This window comes from Nocardia sp. NPDC127606 (assembly GCF_042671725.1).
In the GTDB taxonomy this organism is placed as follows: domain Bacteria; phylum Actinomycetota; class Actinomycetes; order Mycobacteriales; family Mycobacteriaceae; genus Nocardia.
In genome coordinates this window covers 1,415,129-1,434,440 of the sequence record NZ_JBHXWQ010000001.1, presented here as the reverse complement: position 1 = coordinate 1,434,440, position 19,312 = coordinate 1,415,129, and the positions used below count along the sequence as shown (strand labels likewise).

Here is a 19,312-nt window from a genome sequence, read left to right as displayed (position 1 = left end):
AGGGGGTGGGTGCAGGTGCCCGAAGGATTGGTGGTGCCGCGCGCGCTGGGTGGATTGTGGGCGGTGCGGCACGCGCAGAGTGAGGCCAATGTGTGGTTCGCCGACCCGGCGACCGAGCAGCGGCCGATGCGGGGCACCGATTCCGCGGTGGAGCTGACCGCCCACGGGCAGTGGCAGGCACAATGTCTCGGCGACTGGCTGGCCGGGTTGGCGGGCATGCAGCGACCCACGCTGGTGGTCTGCTCCCCCTACCTGCGCACCAGGGTCACGTGGGCGGTGATGGCCGAGGCCGCCGCCGCCCGCAACCGGCACCTGCACCCGATCCGCACCCTGGTCGACGAACGGTTGCGCGACCGGGAGATGGGGGTGTTCGAACTGCATCCGTATCGGGCGATCCGGCGACGCGCACCCGAGGAGGGGCTGCGTCGTGAACTGGTCGGCAACTGGGTGTATCGGCCGCCGGGCGGGGAATCGCTGGCCGATGTGGCGTTGCGGGTGCGCAGTTTCCTCGACGAGCTCGATGTGGCGGCGGCGGGCGAGCAGGTGCTGGTGGTGACGCACGACGCGGTGGTGATGGCGTTGCGCTACGTCCTCGACGGACTCGGTGCGCCGGTACCGGATTCGCTCGAGCCGGTGCCCAACGCGTCGGTGTCGCAGTGGCGGCGTGAGGGCCCACGACTGGCATTGCGTGTGTGGGGCTCGGTCGACCACCTCGCGATGGACGCGGAAACGGGATAGGACTCGCTGGCAGCGGGGCTGTTCGAGGCGTCGTGCGTGTCTGCGGGCAGCCTCGGTGACGGCCATTACGTTGGCGCTATGTCGAACCACGCGGGTCGAACCACAGCGGATCGAACCAGGGCGGGTCGAACCACAGCGGATCGAAGGTGGATCGCTGCGACGACGACACCGATGACCGGCGGGTCGAAGCGGCGCTGACGTTCCTGACCGAATTGGGTACCTCGACACTGGAATCCGGCTACGCCACCGAAGCGATGATGCTGATGGTGAACACCTGCGCCGCGGCGTGGGGACTGCGCGATGTGACGGTGTGCGGGGTGGGCCGGTGGTGATCGTGCAGTGCAGCGACGACAACGGCCACACCGTCTCCCGACTCGCCGAGGCCTCGACACTGGACTGCTTAGACTGCGATCGGATGCGTCGCGTCAAAAACGTTGCCAGACAGACAGTTACCGACAACCTCGACCCAGCCGTCGCGTGCGAGCGGTTGACGGCGGCCAACGCTGGGCCGCAACCGTTTCCGTGGTGGTCGGTGCAGGCGGGCGGAATGCTGCTGGCGTTCTGTATCTGCCTGCAGATCGGCGGTAACGCGGCGGCCGCGCTGCTGGCGGCGACCACCCAGCTGGTGGTGAACCTCAGCGGGCGCGGATTCGGGGCGCACCGAGTGCCGAAGTTCGTCGGTGTGGCGGTGCAGGCGGCACTGGCGGGCGCGTTCGGTGGCGCATTCCATCTGCTCGGCTGGCTCACGGTCGCGCAGGCGGCGACGGTGATCGCGACGACGTGGGTCCTGATCGCGCCACTGCCGCAGTTGATGTTGACGGCGATCGATGTGGTCAGCGCCGACAGTTTGACCGCGCCGGCGCGGGCGTTGGGCGCGGCGTTGATCATCGGCGGGATCGTGCTCGGTGGACTGCTGATGCTGGCACTGTCGTGGCGTTTCGATCTCGGGATCGCCGGTGACGCGGTGCTTCCGGTGTTGCCGGTCTGGTTGGGCATCATCTTCGCGATCCTGGGTGCGATCGGCAACGCGCTGTTCAACGTGGGTGGGCGCGGCCTGTTGTTGCCTGCCGCGGTGGCAGGGTTGGTGACGGCGTCGGTGAACCAGACCCTGATCCATGTCGGGCACATGCCCTCGGCGTGGGCGGGTCCGCTCGCGGCGGTCGTGCTCGGGGTGCTGGCCGCGGCGTCGGCGGACCGGTTGCGGTTGCCGGTGTCGGCGTTGACGCTTGTCGGAACCACCGGCGCGTTGCTCCCGGGTTTGATCGTGTGCCAGGGGCTGATCCTGTCGGTGTACCAGGTGTCGGGGATCGGGTATTTCGTGCAGGCGGCGGCGGTGTGTGTGGCGTTGGGCCTGGGCGCGAGCTTCGGCGTGTACCTGTGGTCGGTGCCGGCGCGGCTGTCGTGGGCGGCATCGACGGACTGATGGGTCCGTAGGTGGGACAATGCGCGAGTGGATGTCGCGATCGGTCTGGTTGTCCTCATCGGCTCGGCGACCGCGCTGGCGGCGCTGGCGCGGCGATTCGGGGTGTCGGAACCGCTGGTGCTGACGTTGGCCGGGGTGGCCGCGTCGTATCTGCCGATGGTGCCGCAGGTGCACCTCGAGCCGGAGGTGGTGCTGCTGGGGTTGCTGCCGCCGCTGCTCTACACCGCCGCGCTGCGCACCTCGCTGGTCGATTTCAAGGACAACCTGCGCACCATCGCGTCGCTGTCGGTGGGGTTGGTGCTGTTCAGCACGTTCGCGGTGGCGTTGGTGGTGTGGTGGTTGCTGCCGGTGCCGTTCGCGGCGGCGGTCGCGTTGGGTGCGGTGGTCGCTCCCCCGGATGCCGTGGCAGCGACCGCGGTGGCCCGGCGCACGGGGATGCCGCGCAGCATCGTGACGGTGCTCGAGGACGAGTCGCTGTTCAACGACGCGACCGCGCTGGTGGCGTTGCGTTCGGCGATCGCGGCGATGGCCGGTGCGGTGACCGCGTGGCAGATCGGGGGCGATTTCCTGCTCGCGGCCGTCGGTGGCGGTGTCATCGGGGCCGTGGTGGCGGCGGCATTGGCGATGGTGCGCAGGCGGATCACCGATCCGGTGCTGGATACCTCGGTGTCGCTGCTCGCCCCGTTCGTGGCGTATCTGCCCGCCGAGCACTTCCACGCCTCGGGCGTGATCGCGGTCGTGACGTGCGGGATGATCCTGGGCCACGGCGCGCAACGGTGGCAGGGCGCGGCCTCGCGGGTCGCCGAGACCACGAATTGGCGCACCATCCAGTTCATTCTGGAGAGCGCGGTGTTCTTGATCATCGGGTTGCAGGTGCGCTGGATCGTCGAGGCCGCCTGGCACAGCGGGTTGGATCGCGGCACGCTCGTCGTCGCGGCGGTGGGTGTGCTCGCCGCGGTGATGCTGGCGCGCCCGGTGTGGGTGTTCACGCCGGTGTTGGTGGCCAGGCTGTTCGGGCGCGCGACCGAACCGTTGAGTCATGCGGCGGTGGTGTCGTGGGCGGGAATGCGCGGGGTGGTGACATTGGCGGCGGTGTTGTTGCTGCCCGACTCGACGCCGCAGTTGCCGGTGCTGGAACTGCTCGCCCTGGTGGTGGTCGGCGGCACGCTGCTGGTGCAGGGCAGTTCGTTGCCGTGGCTGGTGCGGTTGCTGCGGTTGCGTGGACCCAGTCGCGAGGAGGACGCGCTCGCGAAAGCCGATCTGCTGCAACAGGCTTCGACCGCCGGCCTGGCCGAACTCGATCGCAGGATCGGACCGGACACCCCCGAGCCGGTGATCGAATCGCTGCGGCAGCGGCTGATCTGGCGCTCCAACGCCGCCTGGGAGCGGTTGGGCCGCCCGGAGGCCGAACTGGTGACACCGACCGCGGAGTACCGCCGGCTACGGGTGGCGATGCTGGGCGCCGAACGCGATGCGGTGCTGAAGGTTCGCGACGCGGGGGCGGTGGATTACGAAGTGCTCCAACATGTGCTGGCCCGGCTCGATCTCGAGGAGTCGATGATCGACCGCTTCGACGAGAGCGACGACGAGCGCCGCGCCGAACCGCTGTCGACCGCCGCCGGGGCGGTGGGGTGCGCCCATCTGGACGAGGCGCCGCTACCGGCGGAGCCACCCGCTGGTGAGCTGGTATGCCAGACGTGTCTGGACGAGGGTCTGCGCTGGGTGCATCTGCGAATGTGCACCGCCTGCGGCAATATCGGCTGCTGCGAGTCCTCGATCGGCGACCACGCGAGTGCCCATTTCCGGGACTCGGCGCATCCGGTGATGCGCAGTGTGGAGCCTGGGGAAGCCTGGCGATGGTGCTTCGTGGACCAACTCCTCGGCTAGGTCACCGAGGAGGTCTCACCGACGTGGTCGTCAGCCGCGGTGGGAGTAGATCAGACGCGCGTATTCGGCGAGCAGGTGGTCGAGTTCGGTGGATTCGCCTGCGGCAGCGAGCTGTTGGTAGCCGATGATCATCGCCATACCGAATTCGGTGACGACGGTGGCAGTGTCGGTGTCGTCGACGACGCCGTCGATGACGCGGTGCACGGTGCGCCGTCGCGACTCGTCGACCCGCTTGACGGTGACGTGTACCGATTCGTCGTTGGCGGCCCAGGCGCGCAGCGCGGCTTCGGCGCCGTGTTCGAGTCCGCTGGCGAGCACCGACATGGCGCGCACGTCGGCGTCGGCGTCACCGTGGCCGACGTCGAGCGCGCGTAGCTCGACCATCTGACGGTTCTCCCAGTGTTCGAGCAGGGTGTCGACGAAGCCCTGCCAGGAGCCGAAGTGGTGATAGAACGAGCCACTGGTGACACCGAGGCGACGGCACAGCACCCCGATGTTGAGACCTTTGAAACCGAACTCGGCGAGCACCGCCACCGCGGTGTCGAAGTACTGCTCCTTGGTGACCACTCGGGACATCGCGATGCCGTTCTGTTCGTGCGGGCAGGGCCGAAGAATCCGAACAGTACCCCATCGTATCGAGCCCTCGCGCATACGTAACGTTGTCTACGCTGCGCTTCATCGAGCCCAAGGAACGACGAAATGCCAAGTGGTGGAACGAAATACGTGCACAAGTGCCCAAAAGCGCATCCGAATGGAATAGCAGAGCGAACGCTCTGTAAACTTTTGTTCATGCCGAGACCGCGTACCCACGACCCGGAGACCGTTCTGGACGCCGCCGAAAAGCTGGCGGCCGACTTCGGACCCGCCGCTGTCACGGTGCGCGCGGTCGCCGCCGCTACCGGAGTATCCAATGGCGCGCTCTATCACACATTTCAGTCCCGGCAGGTTGTCTTGGCGCGCACGTGGTTACGCGCCGCGCACCGATTCCTCGCCCTGCAGTCGGCCGATATCGACCGCGCCGTCACCGCGCCGGACCCCCAGACGCGCATCGACGCGGTCCTCGACGCCGCCGAGGCGCCGGCGCGACTGGCCCAACATCATCCCGACTCCGCGCGTCTGCTGTTGATCGTCGACCGGGCCGAACTGCTCGCCGGCGACATCGCACCCGCCCTGGCACAGGAGATCGCCGACACCGAGAAGGCGCTCGTCGCCGCGCTCAACCGGCTCGCGCGCGCCCTGTGGGGTCGCGCCGACCGGCGCGGCGTCGCCACCGTCACCACCTGCCTGGTAGATCTGCCCACCGCGCTGCTGCTGCGCCGCGACCGGCTCACCGATCCCCTGGCCCGCGCTCAGCTGCGTGCTGCCGTGCGTGCCGTCCTCGACCTCGGTCCCCACTGAAAAGGAAACCCCATGCCCACACTGCGCCACCACGATTCGATCGCCGTGCTCGACCTCGGTGACGGCGAGAACCGCTTCTCCCCCGACTTCCTCGACGAGATGAACACCCACCTCGACGCGGTCGTCGCCGAGGGCGCGTCCGCGCTGGTGACCACCGCGACCGGCAAGATCTACTCCAACGGTCTCGACCTGGACTGGCTCTCGGCCAACGGTGACCGGGCCGCCGAATACGTCGCAGCGGTGCACACCCTGTTCGCCCGGGTCCTCACCCTGCCCATGCCGACGGCCGCCGCGATCGGCGGACACGCCTTCGGAGCGGGTGCGATGGTGGCGATGGCGCACGACTACCGGGTGATGCGCGCCGACCGCGGCTACTTCTGCTTCCCCGAGGCCGACATCCGCATCCCGTTCACCAACGGCATGGCCGCGCTCATCCAAGCCAAGACGACCCCCAAGACCGCCGTCGCCAGCATGACCACGGCCCGCCGCTTCGGTGGCCCCGACGCACTGGCACTGGATCTGGTCGACGCCACCGCCGCCGAAGGCGAAGTCCTCGATACCGCACTGGCTTTGGTAGCACCGCTGGGCGGCAAGGACCAGACCACGATGACCGCGATCAAATCCGTGATGTTCGCCGGGGTCCTCGACGCGCTGCGCAACCGGGACTGAACCGATCAGGGCAACCGGGGGCCCTTGCCCAGGTAGATGTCGCCACGGTCATCGCCTGTCCAACCGCCCCCGGTGTAGTCGCCCAGCACGAAACACGCGTCGCAGAACTGCTTTCCGAAAACCGTCAGGTAGATGCTGCGGTAGGAGCTGATGGCCCGCATCTTCACCGACTTGTAGGCCGCCTGTGCCGGTGGTTGCGCTTCCAGGAACGCGTAGCGGCGAAAGTCGGCGACCGGTTCGGTGGAGAAGCGGACCAGCCCGAGACGACTCAGGTTCCCCAGGTAGTGGTGGTCACGGTCGGGCAGCGCGCACCCGGCCATGGCGGCGATCATGTTGATACCGTCGGCCAGCCGCTGCGAGCCGATCCCGAACGGCGCCTTGGTGCGGATGTCGATCGCGGGCTGCGGTCCGGCGACGGCCAGGAAGCGCAGGATCCGGGCTTCGTCGGGTGTCAGGTCGTGCAGGATCGGCACGAACGAGGGGTGCAGCTCCCGCGGTTGCTGCGCGGAGTCCCAGCCCTCGGTGATCATCGCATCACCCATCGCCTTGAGATCCTCGGCGTCGATCTTGGTCTCGACCGGGCCGTAGACGCCGGTGGCGGTGCTGGTCAGGCCGAGCGCGCTCAACGCGGCGCGACGAAACAGATCCATGCGTTCGTCGAAGATCTGCGATATCGGTTCGCCGGAGCGGATGTCGTCGACGAGATCGGTGGCGGTGTGCACCGCGCCCTTGGTCACCGCGCCGACGATGTGGCGCAACGACTGTCCCGCGATCCGCGCCAAACCGAGCAGATCGGTGGGGATCCCGGGTTCGCGATCAGGGTTGGGCTCCATTGCTCACGCTCCGAAGATCAGCAGGTGTAGCGCACCGATGAAGGCACCGAGCACGCCGCCGTGCAGATACAGCAGCCAGGCATCCTGTTCGATGGCGGTGTAGAGCATTTCGACGAACTCCTCCGGCGGCAGTTCGCGCAGTTTCTCGGTGGCGAGCCGGTCGACGCTGGCCGCGGTGGTCTGAGAGAACTCGACGTCCTCGACCAACCACGGCTTCATCTCGGTGGCCAGGTTCGCCCCGGCGGTGGCCTGGATGGCGTCGAAGTGGCGTGGCCCGATCGCGAGCCGGGTCACCGAGCGCAGCGGGCCCAGGATCCGGTCGATCTCGGCCTCGAGGAAATGGGCGATGACCGCGCGGGTCTTGTCACCACTCGGCCCGTCGAGCAGTTGCTCGGTGACGACATCGAGGGTGACGATCTGATACCCGATCGCATGGCCCAGATCCGCCGCCGCCTGGTACTGCCGTTTCGCGAATTTCGCTACCCGCCACGGATATCGGTAGCGCGGCCGTGGCACGGCGGGCTCGAACACCACCTTGATCGCGATGATGTTGACCAGCACACCTACCATCGCGCCACCGGCGAGCACCCACGCCCACGCGGGCAGGAAGTGCAGGATCTCGTAGAGCCAGCCGGGCAGCGAGATCACCGCGGGGGCGTCACCGTGGGGAGTGCTGTAGTGCAGCAACGACAACCACAGCGCCACGATCACCCCGAACGGGAACCCCAGCACCCCGCTGCGGATCATGAACCGCAATTCCGGGGCGCCGAGCCCGTAGATCACGTCCTTGAGCAGTTCGGGCCTGCGCCGTAGGTAGCCCACGACCATCAGCTTCACATCGAGGAGCTGGTCGATGTTCTCGCCGATGAAGTCGAACGCGCGATCGGTGATCGCGGGCAGCTCGGCCTCGACCCGCGTGTAGATGGCTTCGCGTGCGCGCGGCGGCATGTCGGCCCACAGGCGCGGGTGCTCGGCGACCATGATCGAGTCGACCATCGAGCGCACGTTCGGCATCGCCACCAGCGCGACCTGCGCGGAGATCTTGCGCGGATCCATCTGGTCGAAGAAGTCCTTGGCGGTGCCGATCTTGGCGACCGCGTTGTCGACCATCAGGCTGGCCATCTTCTCCGAGCGGGCCGGAATGAAGCCTTGGAAGCCGAGGATGCCGCCGGGGGCGAAGGTCGGCAGGATCTGCACCTTGCGCGGCAGCAGCGGGAAGATCGTTTTCAGACCCGGCACGTAGAAGCCGGTGAACCGCACGGGCGCGAAGAGCATGATCACCCCGGTCCAGTTGGTGATCAGACCGGCCATGGCACTGAAAATCGGGATGGTGATCATGTCGACCCAGAACTTGCTCAGACCGGTCGTCTTCTCCCAGTCCAGCAGGCCGAAGAACCCCGCCGCCTCGATCCCAGCATTCATCCGGCGTCCACTCCGTTGTGTGGCGAACATCGCGCGTACGGTCATCATAGGCGACCGAACTCCCCGGTCCGGGCAAGTTCCGCGGTTACCCGCTAAACCGGAGCAAACACCGGATCACGACCAGACGCGGCGCTCTCGCCAGGCCCGTTCGAACGGCAATCGCCACGAACGTGGCGTCACCAGTTGGTGGATGGCGTTGGGGCCCCACGAGCCGGTGTCGTAGTTGCGCACCGGTGGTGGGTCGTTGAGCAGCGGCGCCGAGATCTCCCACAGCCGTTCGATGCCCTCGGCGGTGGTGAACAGCGTGTGGTCGTTGCGCATCGCGTCGAGGATGAGGCGCTCGTAGGCTTCGAGCACGTCACCGGCGCGGTCGGTCTCCTCGAGCGCGAACTGCAGGCTGAGCTTGTCGAGCTTCATGCCGACCCCGGGACGCTTGCCGTAGAACGACAACGACACCTTCGACGAATCGGCCAGGTCGAACGTGAGGTGGTCGGGACCGTGCGCGCCGACCCCGGAACCGGCCGGGAACATGCTCTGCGGCGGTTCCCGGAAGGCGATCGAGATGATGCGTTGCCCCTGCGCCAGATACTTGCCGGTGCGCAGGTAGAACGGCACATCCGCCCAGCGCCAGTTATCGATCCCGCAGGCCAGCGCCACGAAAGTCTCGGTGTCGGAATCGGGGTCGACGCCGGGTTCGTCGTGATAGCCGCGCACCTGCCCGCGCACCACCTTGCGCGGGTCCAGCGGCAGCATCGACCGGAAGACCTTGTTCTTCTCGATCGTGATCGCCTGGGAGTCCAGGGCGGTCGGCGGTTCCATCGCGACGAACGCCAGGATCTGGAACAGGTGGGTCACCACCATGTCGCGGAACGCGCCGGTCGCGTCGTAGAACTCCGAACGTCCTTCGAGACTGAGCTTTTCGGGGACATCGATCTGGATGTGGTCGATGAAGTTGCGGTTCCAGATCGGCTCGAACAGCCCGTTGGCGAAGCGGAACGCCAGGATGTTGAGCGCGGATTCCTTGCCGAGGAAGTGGTCGATGCGAAAGATCTGGGATTCGTCGAAGACCTCGTGGATGGCGGCGTTGAGGGTGCGGGCGCTGTCGAGATCGACTCCGAACGGCTTTTCCATCACCACCCGCGCGTCCTCGGTCAGACCCGCCTCGGCGAGCAGGGCGATCACCGCCGGTGCGGCTTTCGGCGGTACCGACAGATACGCCAGGACCTGGGTGTCCGGCCCCAGCGCGGCGCGTTGGACGTCGACGGCGTGGCGCAGGGCCTCGGGGCCCGCGGTGAGCGGAACGTAGGTCAGCGTTTGCGCGAACTCGCCCCAATCCTCGAGTACCCCACGGCGCGAGGACGCTTCGCAGGCGGTGTGGGCGAGGGCGCGGAAGGACTCGTCGTCGAGGTCGTCGAGGGATACCCCGATGATGCGCAGGTCCGGCGCCAGGTGCGACCGTGACAGATGCAGCAGGCCGGGCAGGAGTTTACGGCGGGCGAGATCGCCGGTGGCGCCGAACAAGACGACGACGTGCGGTGCGGTTTCCGAGCCTGTGGCCGACACCTCACCAAGGCTGCTGCGCGCGACGTGGATTCGTCGGCCGAGGAGTCAGTGCGTGGTGTTGACCAGCAGCAGGTTGGTGTCGATGTCGTGGGTCACCTTGTTGGCCACCGAGCCCAAAAGGCGTGCGGGGCCGCTCATTCCACGGTTGCCGATCACGACGAGGTCGTATTTCCAGGCCGAGTTGCAGATCGCCTCGGCCGGGGGGACCCCGGTGAGGATGTCGCGTCCGAACAGTTCCGGGTCCTCGACCGCGATCTGACCTTCGACGTCGATCAGGATGTCGGCGCCGTCGTCGTCGGTCTTGGCGGAGGTCACCAGGAACGGGCGCGCGCTCAGGGCCACGGCGAGCTCGTAGCCGCGTCGGACCGCGGTCAGCGAACTCGCCGATCCGTCGGTGGTTAGCCCGATGGTGGTCCAGCGTTTGGGCACCTTGTTGGTGAACACGACGTCGGTCTGACTGTGGTGGGACACGTGATTGGCTGTCGAGCCGAGCAGGCGCGCCTTGGAACTGCCCAGGCTGCCGCCACCGATCACGAGCAAGGTCTGGGGTTCGCGTTCGGCGATCTCGAGCAGCAACGCGCCCGCTGTGCCGTCGAGTTCGGTGCGGGCGACCTCGGCCACGCCGGCTTCGAGCAGGGCTTCGGCGGCCGCACGAGTATTGGCTTGGGCCCATTCGGCGTCGGTGGCCGATTTACGCCCCGCGTCCTTCCACACACTCACCGCGGTGACCGCGACACCGAGGCGCACCGCGAACTCCCCCGCCACCGCTACCGCCGTCTGCGCGGCCTCCGAGCCGTTGGTTCCCACCACGATGCGCTGATAGCACCCCATGTGACGCTCTCCGATCGACGGCAGGTCAGCTGCGCTGTGGCCCACAGTATAAGCGCAGCACACTGTGGGCAACCGGTGCGGCGGTGCTCGTCCACGAGGGTGCGGGCCACGTTGGGCTGGGTCGGGCCTCACGTGTGCCGTGGTGCGGAGGGCAACGACAGGCGTTTGAGGTGTAAAGCGTTGAGGGCGACGATCAGGCTCGACCCCGACATCGCCATCGCGGCGATCTCCGGGCGCATGGTCAACCCCCACGGGGCGAAGACACCGGCCGCGACGGGCAGGGCGATGCCGTTGTAACCGACTGCCCAACCCAGGTTCTGGTGTTCCTTGCGGACAGTGCCGCGGCCGATGCGCAGGGCCGTCGACACCGCGTACGGGTCCGAGCGCATGAGCACCACGTCGGCGGTTTGGATGGCCACGTCCGTGCCCGCGCCGATGGCGATGCCGAGATCGGCGCGGGCCAGAGCGGGCGCGTCGTTCACACCGTCGCCGACCATCGCGACCTTCTTACCGGTGCGTTGCAGATCGGCGATCCGGTCGGCCTTGTCCTTGGGCAGGACATCGGCGATCACGGTGTCGATGCCGAGATCGTGGGCGATGCGTTCGGCGGTGCCTGTGTTGTCACCGGTCAGCATGACCACCCCGACACCGAGATCGTGCAGTGCCCGCACCGCGGCGGCGGAGGTCGGGCGTGGGGCATCGGCCAACGCGATCACCGCGTGCGCGTGACCGTCGACGGCGACCAGGACGGCGGTGTGGCCCGAGGCCGCCAGTTCGTCACGGTGCTTCGCCAACTCGCCCAGCTCGATGTGGTCGGCGTCGAGCAGCCCGCGGTTGCCCACGATCACGCGCTGCCCATCGACAGTGGCCGTCGCGCCGCGGCCGGCCACATTCTGGAAATCGATGGCCGAAAGGGTCGCCGCACCATGGGTTTTCGCGTAGTCGACGATGGCTTCGGCGAGGGGATGCTCGGATTCGAGTTCCACCGCCGCGGCCAGTGCCAGCACCCGGTCGGTGTCCACGCCGGGCGCGGTGATCACGTCGGTGACTTCGGGTGCGCCCGTGGTGAGGGTGCCGGTCTTGTCCATCACCACCACGTCGATGCGCGCCGCGTCCTCCAGTGCCGTCGCGTTCTTGAACAGCACACCGCGTTCGGCGCCGAGACCGGTGCCGACCATGATCGCCGTGGGCGTCGCCAAGCCGAGCGCGTCCGGACAGGTCACCACCACCACAGTGATCGCGAACAGCAGCGCCTTGCTCAGCGACGCCCCGACGAGCAACCACACCGCCAGTGTGGTCAGGCTGCCCACCAGCGCGACCAGGGTGAGCCAGAAAGCGGCCCGATCGGCCAGCCGCTGCCCCGGCGCCTTCGAATTCTGTGCCTGCTGCACCAATTCGACAATCTGGGCCAGGGCGGTGTCGGACCCGACCTTGGTGGCCCGCACTCGCAGGCTGCCGGTGATGTTGATGGTCGCGCCGATCACCGCCGAACCCGGCTCCTTGCGCACCGGCATGCTCTCACCGGTCACCATCGACTCGTCGACCTCGCTCGACCCGTCCAGCACGGTGCCGTCGACGGCGATCTTCGCGCCGGGCCGCACCAGCAGCACCTCACCCACCCGCACATCGGCGGTCGGCACCCGCATTTCCTGACCGGCGCGCAGCACAACGGCTTTCGGCGGCGACAGATCCAGCAGACTCGTCACCGCGTCGCCGGCACCGCTGCGCGCCCGCATCTCGAACCAGTGGCCCAGCAGCACGAACGTCGCCAGCATCGTGGAGGCCTCGTAGAACACCTCACCGCCGCCGGTGAACGTCACATACAGCGAATACAGCCATCCGGTCCCGATACCCACCGAGACCAGCACCATCATGTCGAGGGTGTGGGCCTTCAGCGCCGCCCACGCCCCGGTGAAGAAGATCGTCGAGGAGTAGAAGATCACCGGCAAGCTCAGGACGAGCATCCAGATGTCGGCGCGCATCCCGAACGGGACGGGCAGATGCAGGCCGAGCATGTGGGTGGCCATCGGCGACCAGAGCATCACCAGGGTGGAGAAGACCAGCGCGACGAGGAACCGGTTCCGCATGTCGCGAGCCATGTCGTCCATCGACATCGACGCGTGCCCGCCGTGCATGTGCCCGCCACCGTGCTCGACGTGCGGCTGATCGTGCGTCGGCGCGCGATGGCTCGAGGACTCGCCGTGCGTGGCGGGCCGAGCGTGGGTGGTCGGCTCGCTCGTCGGGTCGCAGACGTGGGCCGGGACGGAGCGCCCCGCGCAGTGATAGCCACAGTCGCGGACCCAGGTGCGCAGGTCGGCGACCGATGTTCGGGTGGGATCGTAGGTGACAGTGGCGGTTTGGGCGACCGGATTCGGGTCGACAGCGATGACGCCGGGCCGGTGACGCAACCCGTTGGTCAGTATCCCGTGGGAGCTGGCGCGCAGTTGCCCGCCCACGTGCAGGACGGTCGTGGCGGAGGCCGGTTGGTCCTGCGGGTCGGGCATCGCCGCTCCTGTCGCCGGTCGTGCGCACGACGCGACAGCGCCCCGCGCCTCACTTCTCGGCGACTCTACCGGCGGCGGGTCACAGGTCGGCGCAGGTCACCGCGGCGTCAGGAAGACCGTCGCCGCGGTGACCTGCGATCGCGTCAGAGGCTGACGCCGAGGAGCGCGTCGACGGCGGTGCGGATCAGGGCGGGGGCTTCGGTGTCGGCGCCGCCGTAGGCGATGGCCTGTTCGGCCCAGTTGTCGATCGCGTCGAGGGCCTTGGGGGTATCGAGGTCGTCGGCCAGGTGCTGACGCAACCGGGCGACCGTGTCGGTGGCCGAGGGGCCCGAGGCCAGCGACACGGCTTCACGCCAGCGGTCGAGGCGGTGCTGCGCGGCGGTGAGCACCTCGTCGGTCCACATGCGGTCGGCGCGGTAGTGACCGGCGAGCAGGCCGAGGCGGATCGCGGCGGGGTCGACACCGTCGCGGCGCAGTTTCGACACGAGGACGAGGTTGCCCCGCGACTTCGACATCTTCTCGCCGTCCAGGCCGATCAGGCCGGCGTGCACGTAGTGGCGGGCGAAGCGGCGGGCGCCGGTGATCGCCTCGGCGTGTGCGGCGGAGTACTCGTGGTGGGGGTACATCAGGTCCGAGCCGCCACCCTGGATGTCGAACTCGGCGCCGATGCGGTTGAGCGCGATCGCCGCACACTCGATGTGCCAGCCGGGCCTGCCTGCGCCGAAGGGCGCTTCCCATGCCGGTTCACCGGGACGCTCGGCCCGCCAGAGCAGGGCGTCGATGGTGTCGCGCTTGCCCGGCCGGTCCGGGTCGCCGCCGCGTTCGGCGAACAGCGTCTCCATGGTGGCGCGGTCGTAGCCGGATTCGTAGCCGAACTGCTCGGTGGCGTCGGTGCGGAAGTAGATGTCGGGGTATTCGGCGTCGTCGACGATGTAGGCGGCGCCGGCGGCGAGCAACTTCTGCACCAGCTCCACCACCTCCTCCACCGATTCGATGGCACCGATGTAGTGCCGCGGCGGCAGCACCTGGAGTGCGGCCATGTCCTCGCGGAACAGGTCGATCTCGCGGCTGCCGAGATCGCGCCAGTCGATGCCGTCGCGGTCAGCGCGCTCGAACAGCGGGTCGTCGACGTCGGTGACGTTCTGCACGTAGTGCACGTCGTGGCCCGCGTCGCGCCAGATCCGGTTGACCAGGTCGAACGTGAGGTAGGTGGCGGCGTGACCGAGGTGGGTGGCGTCGTAGGGCGTGATGCCGCAGACGTACATCTTCGCGGTCTCGCCGGGGGTGACCGGGCGGATCTGACGGTCGGCGGTGTCGTACAAACGCAACGGCGGCCCTGTTCCGGGGACTGTCGGCAGGGCGATATCGGACCAGGACTGCATGTCTTCGAGGGTAGAGCCCCTGTCGAGGTGCTCGGCTCGCGGCCCGGCCCATGGGGTTGCTCGCGGCGTCGCGGCACGGCCCGCTACCTGCACACAAACGTGTCCCGGCGCCCGCGTCAAGGTTTGCGCTCGAGCAGATCCCCTGGTCACGGGGGTAACGGGGCGAATCGGGCGTGTCGTGCCCAGTGTGCGGTCCCACCTGGGCGAACGGTTGCCATCGCGATCATTGTCACAGTCCACAACTCACCAAACATCCCTACTGCTCCCTATATATACCTTCGTTTACGGTTGTTTCATGACGGATCGTCTCTATTCGGTGGAGCAGGTCGCCGAACTGCTCGGACTGCATGTCCGCACCGTGCGCAGTTATGTGCGCGACGGCAAACTCCCCGCCGCGCGCATCGGCAAGCAGTACCGCATCACCCACGAAGACCTCGAGACGTTCACCGGACTGCCGATCACCACCCCGCAGACGGCACCGCGTCGACATGCCGAGTCCTCGTGCATCGTCGAGATCGACGACATCGACCGCCCCACCGTCGACCGGATCACCACCCTGCTCACCGCCACCGCCGGGACCCGCGGCGGCGGCGGTCAGCGGATGCGCGTGGAAACCAGCTACGACCCCGCCCGGCACCGCCTCAAAGTGATCCTGCTCGGCAGCCTCGCCGACAGTTCCCGCCTGCTCGACTACCTGGACGGAATCCTGCAGTCATGATCTACAAGTCCGACGAAGGCCGACGGCTCGTCGAACAGCGCTATCGCGAACACCTCGACGCCTGGCCGGTTCCACGCGAGGAACTGCGGATCGACACCGGCATCGGCGAAACGTTCGTCGTGGTCTCCGGACCGGTGGACGCACCGCCGCTGGTCGTGCTGCACGGCTCGGGAGCCAACGCGAGCACCTGGCGCGCCGACATCGCGGACTGGTCGAGAAGTTTCCGCGTGTACGCGGTGGATCTGCCCGGCGAACCGGGATTCAGCGCCCCCACCCGGCTGGCATTGGACAGCGACGCGACCGCGAGCTGGCTCGACGAGGTCGTCGACGGACTCGGCCTCGACACCGTGGCACTGATAGGCATGTCGCTGGGTGGGTGGACCGCACTCGATTACGTCCTGCGCAGGCCGGGTCGGGTCACGACATTGGTCCTGCTGTGCCCGGGAGGACTGGGCAAGCACCGCTACGGCTGGCTCGTGAAGGCGATCGGGCTGCGGATGATCGGCAGGCACAGCGTGCGCGACATGGCACGGCTGGGTCTGGGCCTGGATGGGGCGCAAGCGGATCCGATCATCGATGACATCGAATTGACGTTCACCCATTTCTCGCCCCGCCCCGGAAACCTGCCCATTTTCCGCGACGAACAACTACGCGAAGTGGACATCCCGGTCCTGATAATCGTCGGCGAACGCGACGCCCTGTTCGACTCCGCGCGCACCGCCGAACGGGCCCGCGCCTTCACTCGAGGCGAGGTGCGGCTACTGCCCGGAGTCGGGCACGCACTGCTGAATCAGACTGCTGCGGTAGGCGAATTCGTGCTCTCACACGCAGGATGAGACTTCGGTGCCACCGCTCCCCGACGTGCGGCGACACCGAACATGATCAGATCACAGTTCGCGGCACTGCATCTGCGCCGCGTCCGGGCCGAGCTGTTGCGTCGCGTAGTACGCCGCACCAACCTCGTTGCCCGCCTTCACCGTCACGTCGGGCAGCGGCGCACCGGCCTGGTTGGTGGAGGAACACACGTAGGTCTTCTCAGCCCACCACCCGGCGGGAAACGCCTGCGCGGGCGCGGCAACAGCAGCGGCCGCACCGGTGAGCAGCAACGCGGCTGCGGAGGCGGTGACGATAGAACGGGTCGACATAGGTTTCCTCAGATCTCACGGGGATAACGAAAGTGCTTGGAGCACACTAGCACCGGCGCTGACCAGGCAACAGAGCCTTGGCCACCGTGAGAAACCGCAGCTACAGCCGCGGTGAGCGGACCTCAGTCGACCTGATAGCGCAGCAGCATCACCGTTTCGAAGCGCCGCGTCTCGACCAATCGCAGCCCGATCCGCTGGTCCAGTGCCGGGAACATCGGTGTGCCACCGCCGAGCACAATCGGCGAGACGTACAGTTGGTACTCGTCGATGAGCCCGTGTGGCATCAGCGCGGACGCGAGGCTCGCGCCACCGACCTCCATGACGCCGTCGCCTTCGGCCTTGATCCTGCGGACCTCTTCCACCGCGTTCTCGCTGACCAGGGTGCTGTTCCAGTGGACCTCGGTGAGCGTGCGGGAGAAGACGACCTTGGGCGTGCGGGTCCAGAGCTCACCGAACTCACGCTGGATGGGCGGTGCGTCCGCGGGCACGTGCGGCCAGTACTCGGCCATCAGCTCGTAGAGGCGGCGACCGTTCAACGCGACCTCGAGCCCGCGGAATCTGTCGTTGTGGTACTGGTGCAGCTCGTCGTCGGGATCGGTCCAGTCGATCTTGCCGTCGCGGTCGTTGACGTAACCGTCGAGGGACACGCCGAATCCGTAGATCAGTTTCCTCATGACCGTGTAGACCTCCTGCGCACTCGAAACTCATCGGATCTCACCTGAACGTCTCGGAAACTACGGGAATGTGTTCGAGACGATGACGATTTTCGTGTCCTGGGCGACGTGGAGATCCCGAGGCCGGCGGCCAGCTCGGCGGCGCCGGTGTGTCCGGCGGGCTCGTCGACGATCGCGTTCATCACCGCGGTGCGCTCGCTCCGGTGAGCGTGGGCGCCCGAGTCGACCGTCATGGTCGAGATCATCGCAGCAGACGCGTCGTACACGGGGAGCTCAGGCGACACCGAGCACGAGCGCGGCGCCCCCGAGTTCGATCAGGCAGTAGAACCAGTTCGGATAGAAGCGCGTCCCGCTGTCGACCAGTCGCGAGATGATGCGACCACCCGCCATCCCGGCCAGCGCGAAACCCACGGTCAGCGCAGCCCCGGACCGTAGATCGTCGGCACCGAACGCCGACCAGAACAGCACCCCGGCGACGGCCAGCCCGAAACCGCCGTACACCGCGCGAATCTCGGCCCGGCTCACCGCCGTCGCCACCGACATCCCGAACGGGCGTGCCAGCGCGGCAGGGACGGCCAGCGCGTACAACCCCATCCCCGCGAACAGCACCGCGACAAGACTCAGCACGACGGTTCTCATCGGCTTCCCCCGACCAGGCACCCCTGCGCACCCGGCCGAGCCGGACCAGCATGTTGTCGCATCTCTTCTCCTCACATCGATGTCCGGCGATCCTCACACCCGGTCCGACCCTTGCGCTTCCGAAAACCTGCTACCGCCGAGAAAGATCGAGAGTCTCGCTCAACCGACCCCGGCTTCGGTGGTCAGATACACCACGAGATCGCGGGGCAGACCGTGCGTGTCGTGCAGGTAGTGGTAGTCGACGTCCGTCAAGGGTCCGCTGAAACGGCGATGGGACAAGATCTTTCGCCCGCGCTGGAGCAGCAGATCGAATTTGTGTTCCTCCTCGACCAGCAGGGTGCGCACGTCCTGGGAGCGCACGGATTGCCGGAAGTGCCCGAGGGTGTGGTCCACCAGCTCGATCGGCAGGTCGGTCAGGGTGCGGGTCGGATCCTCGCGCCACAACGTGGTGAGGGTGCGGCGGATCAAACGCCGCAGGATGTGACCACGGCCGGACGGGGACGGCGTGACCCGGTCGCCGAGGATGACGATGCTCGATCGCAGATGGTCCGACAGCACTCGCAGCGACCGATCGTCGAGCGGGCCCCAGATTCGGGGCAGGGTGCTCAGCCAGGGCTCGAACAGGTCGATCTCGAAGACGGACTGTGTGTTGCGCAGGATTCGCACCAGCCGTTCCAACCCCAGACCGGTGTCGACGCAGGGCCGTCGCATCGATTCGAGGCTGCCGTCGGGGTGGCGCAGGTAGCGCATCATGACGTGATTCCACACCTCCACCCACCGGTCATCGGTCATCGGTGTGCCCTGCGGCATGTCGCCGCCGGTCCAGACGAAGATCTCGGAGTCGGGCCCGCACAGTCCGGTCGGGCCGTTGGACCACCAGTTCTCGTCGGTGGTCGGTTCGACCGGCAGACCCAGCTCGTCCCAGGTGCGCCACGATTCGTGGTCGGGCTCGACGTGGTCGTCACCGCCGAACACCGTGACGTGCATCCGGTTCGGGTCGATGCCGAAGCCGTCGCGCAGCAGTTCCACACCCCACCGCAGGCTCTGCGGGCCGCTGTAGTCGCCCAGTGACCACGATCCGAGCATCTCGAACACGGTGAGATGGGTGTCGTCACCGACCTCGTCGAGATCGGTGGTGCGCAAGCAGCGTTGCGAGCCGGTGAGTCGCCGACCCAGCGGGTGGGGCCGACCCATCAGATGCGGGGTCAACGGGTGCATCCCGGAGCTGGTGAACAGCACCGGATCCCCCGGCGAGGGTATGAGTGAACCGTCCGGTGTGAGTTCGTGCCCGCGTTCGCGGAAGTAGTCGAGGAAGGTCTGAACGGTCTGGTCTGTGGTGATCATGGTGGTTGCTCCATCGATGTGACATCGACCGGAAGCGGCCACCATGACGAACGGCGACAGGACCGACGCACGCCAGCGGACCGTTTCCGGTCGCCGGCGTGGGAGAGAAGGTCAGGCGGCAGCGACCGGCGAGCTGAGAGCT

19 protein-coding genes are annotated in these 19,312 nt (G+C 67.6%); 8 read left to right on the top strand and 11 right to left on the bottom strand.

Translation table 11 applies throughout. From position 1 onward, the window contains the following. Positions 1–15 precede the first annotated feature (15 nt). The 4 genes from ACFVJ5_RS06800 to ACFVJ5_RS06785 all read left to right on the top strand — a co-directional run bounded on the left by ACFVJ5_RS06800 (position 16) and on the right by ACFVJ5_RS06785 (position 4,048). Positions 16–738 carry a histidine phosphatase family protein gene (locus ACFVJ5_RS06800; protein WP_379218910.1) on the top strand — a complete coding sequence of 241 codons (723 nt, stop codon included), beginning with the start codon at positions 16–18 and terminating at the stop codon, positions 736–738. A 146-nt stretch (positions 739–884) separates the two neighbouring features. Continuing rightward, positions 885–1,070 (top strand): hypothetical protein, encoded by a 186-nt coding sequence (locus ACFVJ5_RS06795; protein ID WP_379218909.1) that lies wholly within the window; start codon positions 885–887, stop codon positions 1,068–1,070. After that, positions 1,025–2,161: a threonine/serine exporter family protein gene (locus tag ACFVJ5_RS06790; protein WP_379218908.1), complete on the top strand. Its 1,137-nt coding sequence runs from the start codon at positions 1,025–1,027 to the stop codon at positions 2,159–2,161. The genes ACFVJ5_RS06795 and ACFVJ5_RS06790 overlap by 46 nt, the downstream gene beginning before the upstream one ends. A gap of 27 nt (positions 2,162–2,188) precedes the next feature. Then, complete coding sequence (locus tag ACFVJ5_RS06785) at positions 2,189–4,048, top strand: Na+/H+ antiporter (protein WP_379218907.1); 1,860 nt, start codon at positions 2,189–2,191, stop codon at positions 4,046–4,048. Between the two features lie 30 nt (positions 4,049–4,078). Here ACFVJ5_RS06785 and ACFVJ5_RS06780 read toward each other — a convergent pair whose 3' ends face one another. Beyond that, complete coding sequence (locus ACFVJ5_RS06780) at positions 4,079–4,624, bottom strand: TetR/AcrR family transcriptional regulator (protein WP_379218906.1); 546 nt, start codon at positions 4,622–4,624, stop codon at positions 4,079–4,081. 213 nt (positions 4,625–4,837) lie between these two features. Between ACFVJ5_RS06780 and ACFVJ5_RS06775 the strand changes: the two genes are divergently transcribed. Continuing rightward, entirely contained in the window at positions 4,838–5,446 is a 609-nt protein-coding gene (locus ACFVJ5_RS06775; RefSeq protein WP_379218905.1) for a TetR family transcriptional regulator, read from the top strand. 12 nt (positions 5,447–5,458) lie between these two features. After that, positions 5,459–6,115 (top strand): enoyl-CoA hydratase-related protein, encoded by a 657-nt coding sequence (locus ACFVJ5_RS06770; protein WP_379218904.1) that lies wholly within the window; start codon positions 5,459–5,461, stop codon positions 6,113–6,115. A gap of 5 nt (positions 6,116–6,120) precedes the next feature. On the opposite strand, the gene ACFVJ5_RS06765 is transcribed toward ACFVJ5_RS06770, so the two are convergent. From ACFVJ5_RS06765 to mshC, 6 genes are all read right to left on the bottom strand, one after another. After that, entirely contained in the window at positions 6,121–6,948 is an 828-nt protein-coding gene (locus ACFVJ5_RS06765) for an Abi-alpha family protein (RefSeq protein WP_379218903.1), read from the bottom strand. A gap of 3 nt (positions 6,949–6,951) precedes the next feature. Next, complete coding sequence (locus ACFVJ5_RS06760) at positions 6,952–8,370, bottom strand: hypothetical protein (protein ID WP_379218902.1); 1,419 nt, start codon at positions 8,368–8,370, stop codon at positions 6,952–6,954. A gap of 114 nt (positions 8,371–8,484) precedes the next feature. Further along, a complete protein-coding gene (gene zwf, locus ACFVJ5_RS06755; protein ID WP_379218901.1) occupies positions 8,485–9,933 on the bottom strand; it encodes a glucose-6-phosphate dehydrogenase in 1,449 nt (482 codons plus the stop codon). A gap of 45 nt (positions 9,934–9,978) precedes the next feature. Beyond that, positions 9,979–10,764 carry a universal stress protein gene (locus tag ACFVJ5_RS06750; protein ID WP_379218900.1) on the bottom strand — a complete coding sequence of 262 codons (786 nt, stop codon included), beginning with the start codon at positions 10,762–10,764 and terminating at the stop codon, positions 9,979–9,981. A 128-nt stretch (positions 10,765–10,892) separates the two neighbouring features. After that, positions 10,893–13,268, bottom strand: a complete 2,376-nt coding sequence (locus ACFVJ5_RS06745) for a heavy metal translocating P-type ATPase (RefSeq protein WP_379218899.1) — start codon at positions 13,266–13,268, stop codon at positions 10,893–10,895. Positions 13,269–13,411: 143 nt separating this feature from the next. Next, positions 13,412–14,650, bottom strand: a complete 1,239-nt coding sequence (gene mshC, locus ACFVJ5_RS06740; protein WP_379218898.1) for a cysteine--1-D-myo-inosityl 2-amino-2-deoxy-alpha-D-glucopyranoside ligase — start codon at positions 14,648–14,650, stop codon at positions 13,412–13,414. A 295-nt stretch (positions 14,651–14,945) separates the two neighbouring features. On the opposite strand from mshC, the gene ACFVJ5_RS06735 reads away from it, so the two are divergent. Both ACFVJ5_RS06735 and ACFVJ5_RS06730 read left to right on the top strand, forming a co-directional pair. Continuing rightward, positions 14,946–15,368, top strand: coding sequence for a helix-turn-helix domain-containing protein (locus ACFVJ5_RS06735; protein WP_379218897.1), 423 nt, complete (start codon positions 14,946–14,948; stop codon positions 15,366–15,368). Beyond that, entirely contained in the window at positions 15,365–16,204 is an 840-nt protein-coding gene (locus tag ACFVJ5_RS06730) for an alpha/beta fold hydrolase (RefSeq protein WP_379218896.1), read from the top strand. Before ACFVJ5_RS06735 ends, ACFVJ5_RS06730 begins: the two co-directional genes overlap by 4 nt. Before the next feature lie 51 nt (positions 16,205–16,255). Here ACFVJ5_RS06730 and ACFVJ5_RS06725 read toward each other — a convergent pair whose 3' ends face one another. The 4 genes from ACFVJ5_RS06725 to ACFVJ5_RS06710 form a co-directional block, all read right to left on the bottom strand. Then, positions 16,256–16,513 (bottom strand): hypothetical protein, encoded by a 258-nt coding sequence (locus tag ACFVJ5_RS06725; protein WP_194828263.1) that lies wholly within the window; start codon positions 16,511–16,513, stop codon positions 16,256–16,258. Between the two features lie 122 nt (positions 16,514–16,635). Continuing rightward, positions 16,636–17,187 (bottom strand): dihydrofolate reductase family protein, encoded by a 552-nt coding sequence (locus tag ACFVJ5_RS06720; protein ID WP_379218895.1) that lies wholly within the window; start codon positions 17,185–17,187, stop codon positions 16,636–16,638. Between the two features lie 273 nt (positions 17,188–17,460). Then, positions 17,461–17,826, bottom strand: a complete 366-nt coding sequence (locus ACFVJ5_RS06715; protein WP_379218894.1) for a DUF4345 domain-containing protein — start codon at positions 17,824–17,826, stop codon at positions 17,461–17,463. 159 nt (positions 17,827–17,985) lie between these two features. Then, positions 17,986–19,170: an alanine--tRNA ligase-related protein gene (locus ACFVJ5_RS06710; RefSeq protein WP_379218893.1), complete on the bottom strand. Its 1,185-nt coding sequence runs from the start codon at positions 19,168–19,170 to the stop codon at positions 17,986–17,988. Positions 19,171–19,312: the final 142 nt, after the last annotated feature.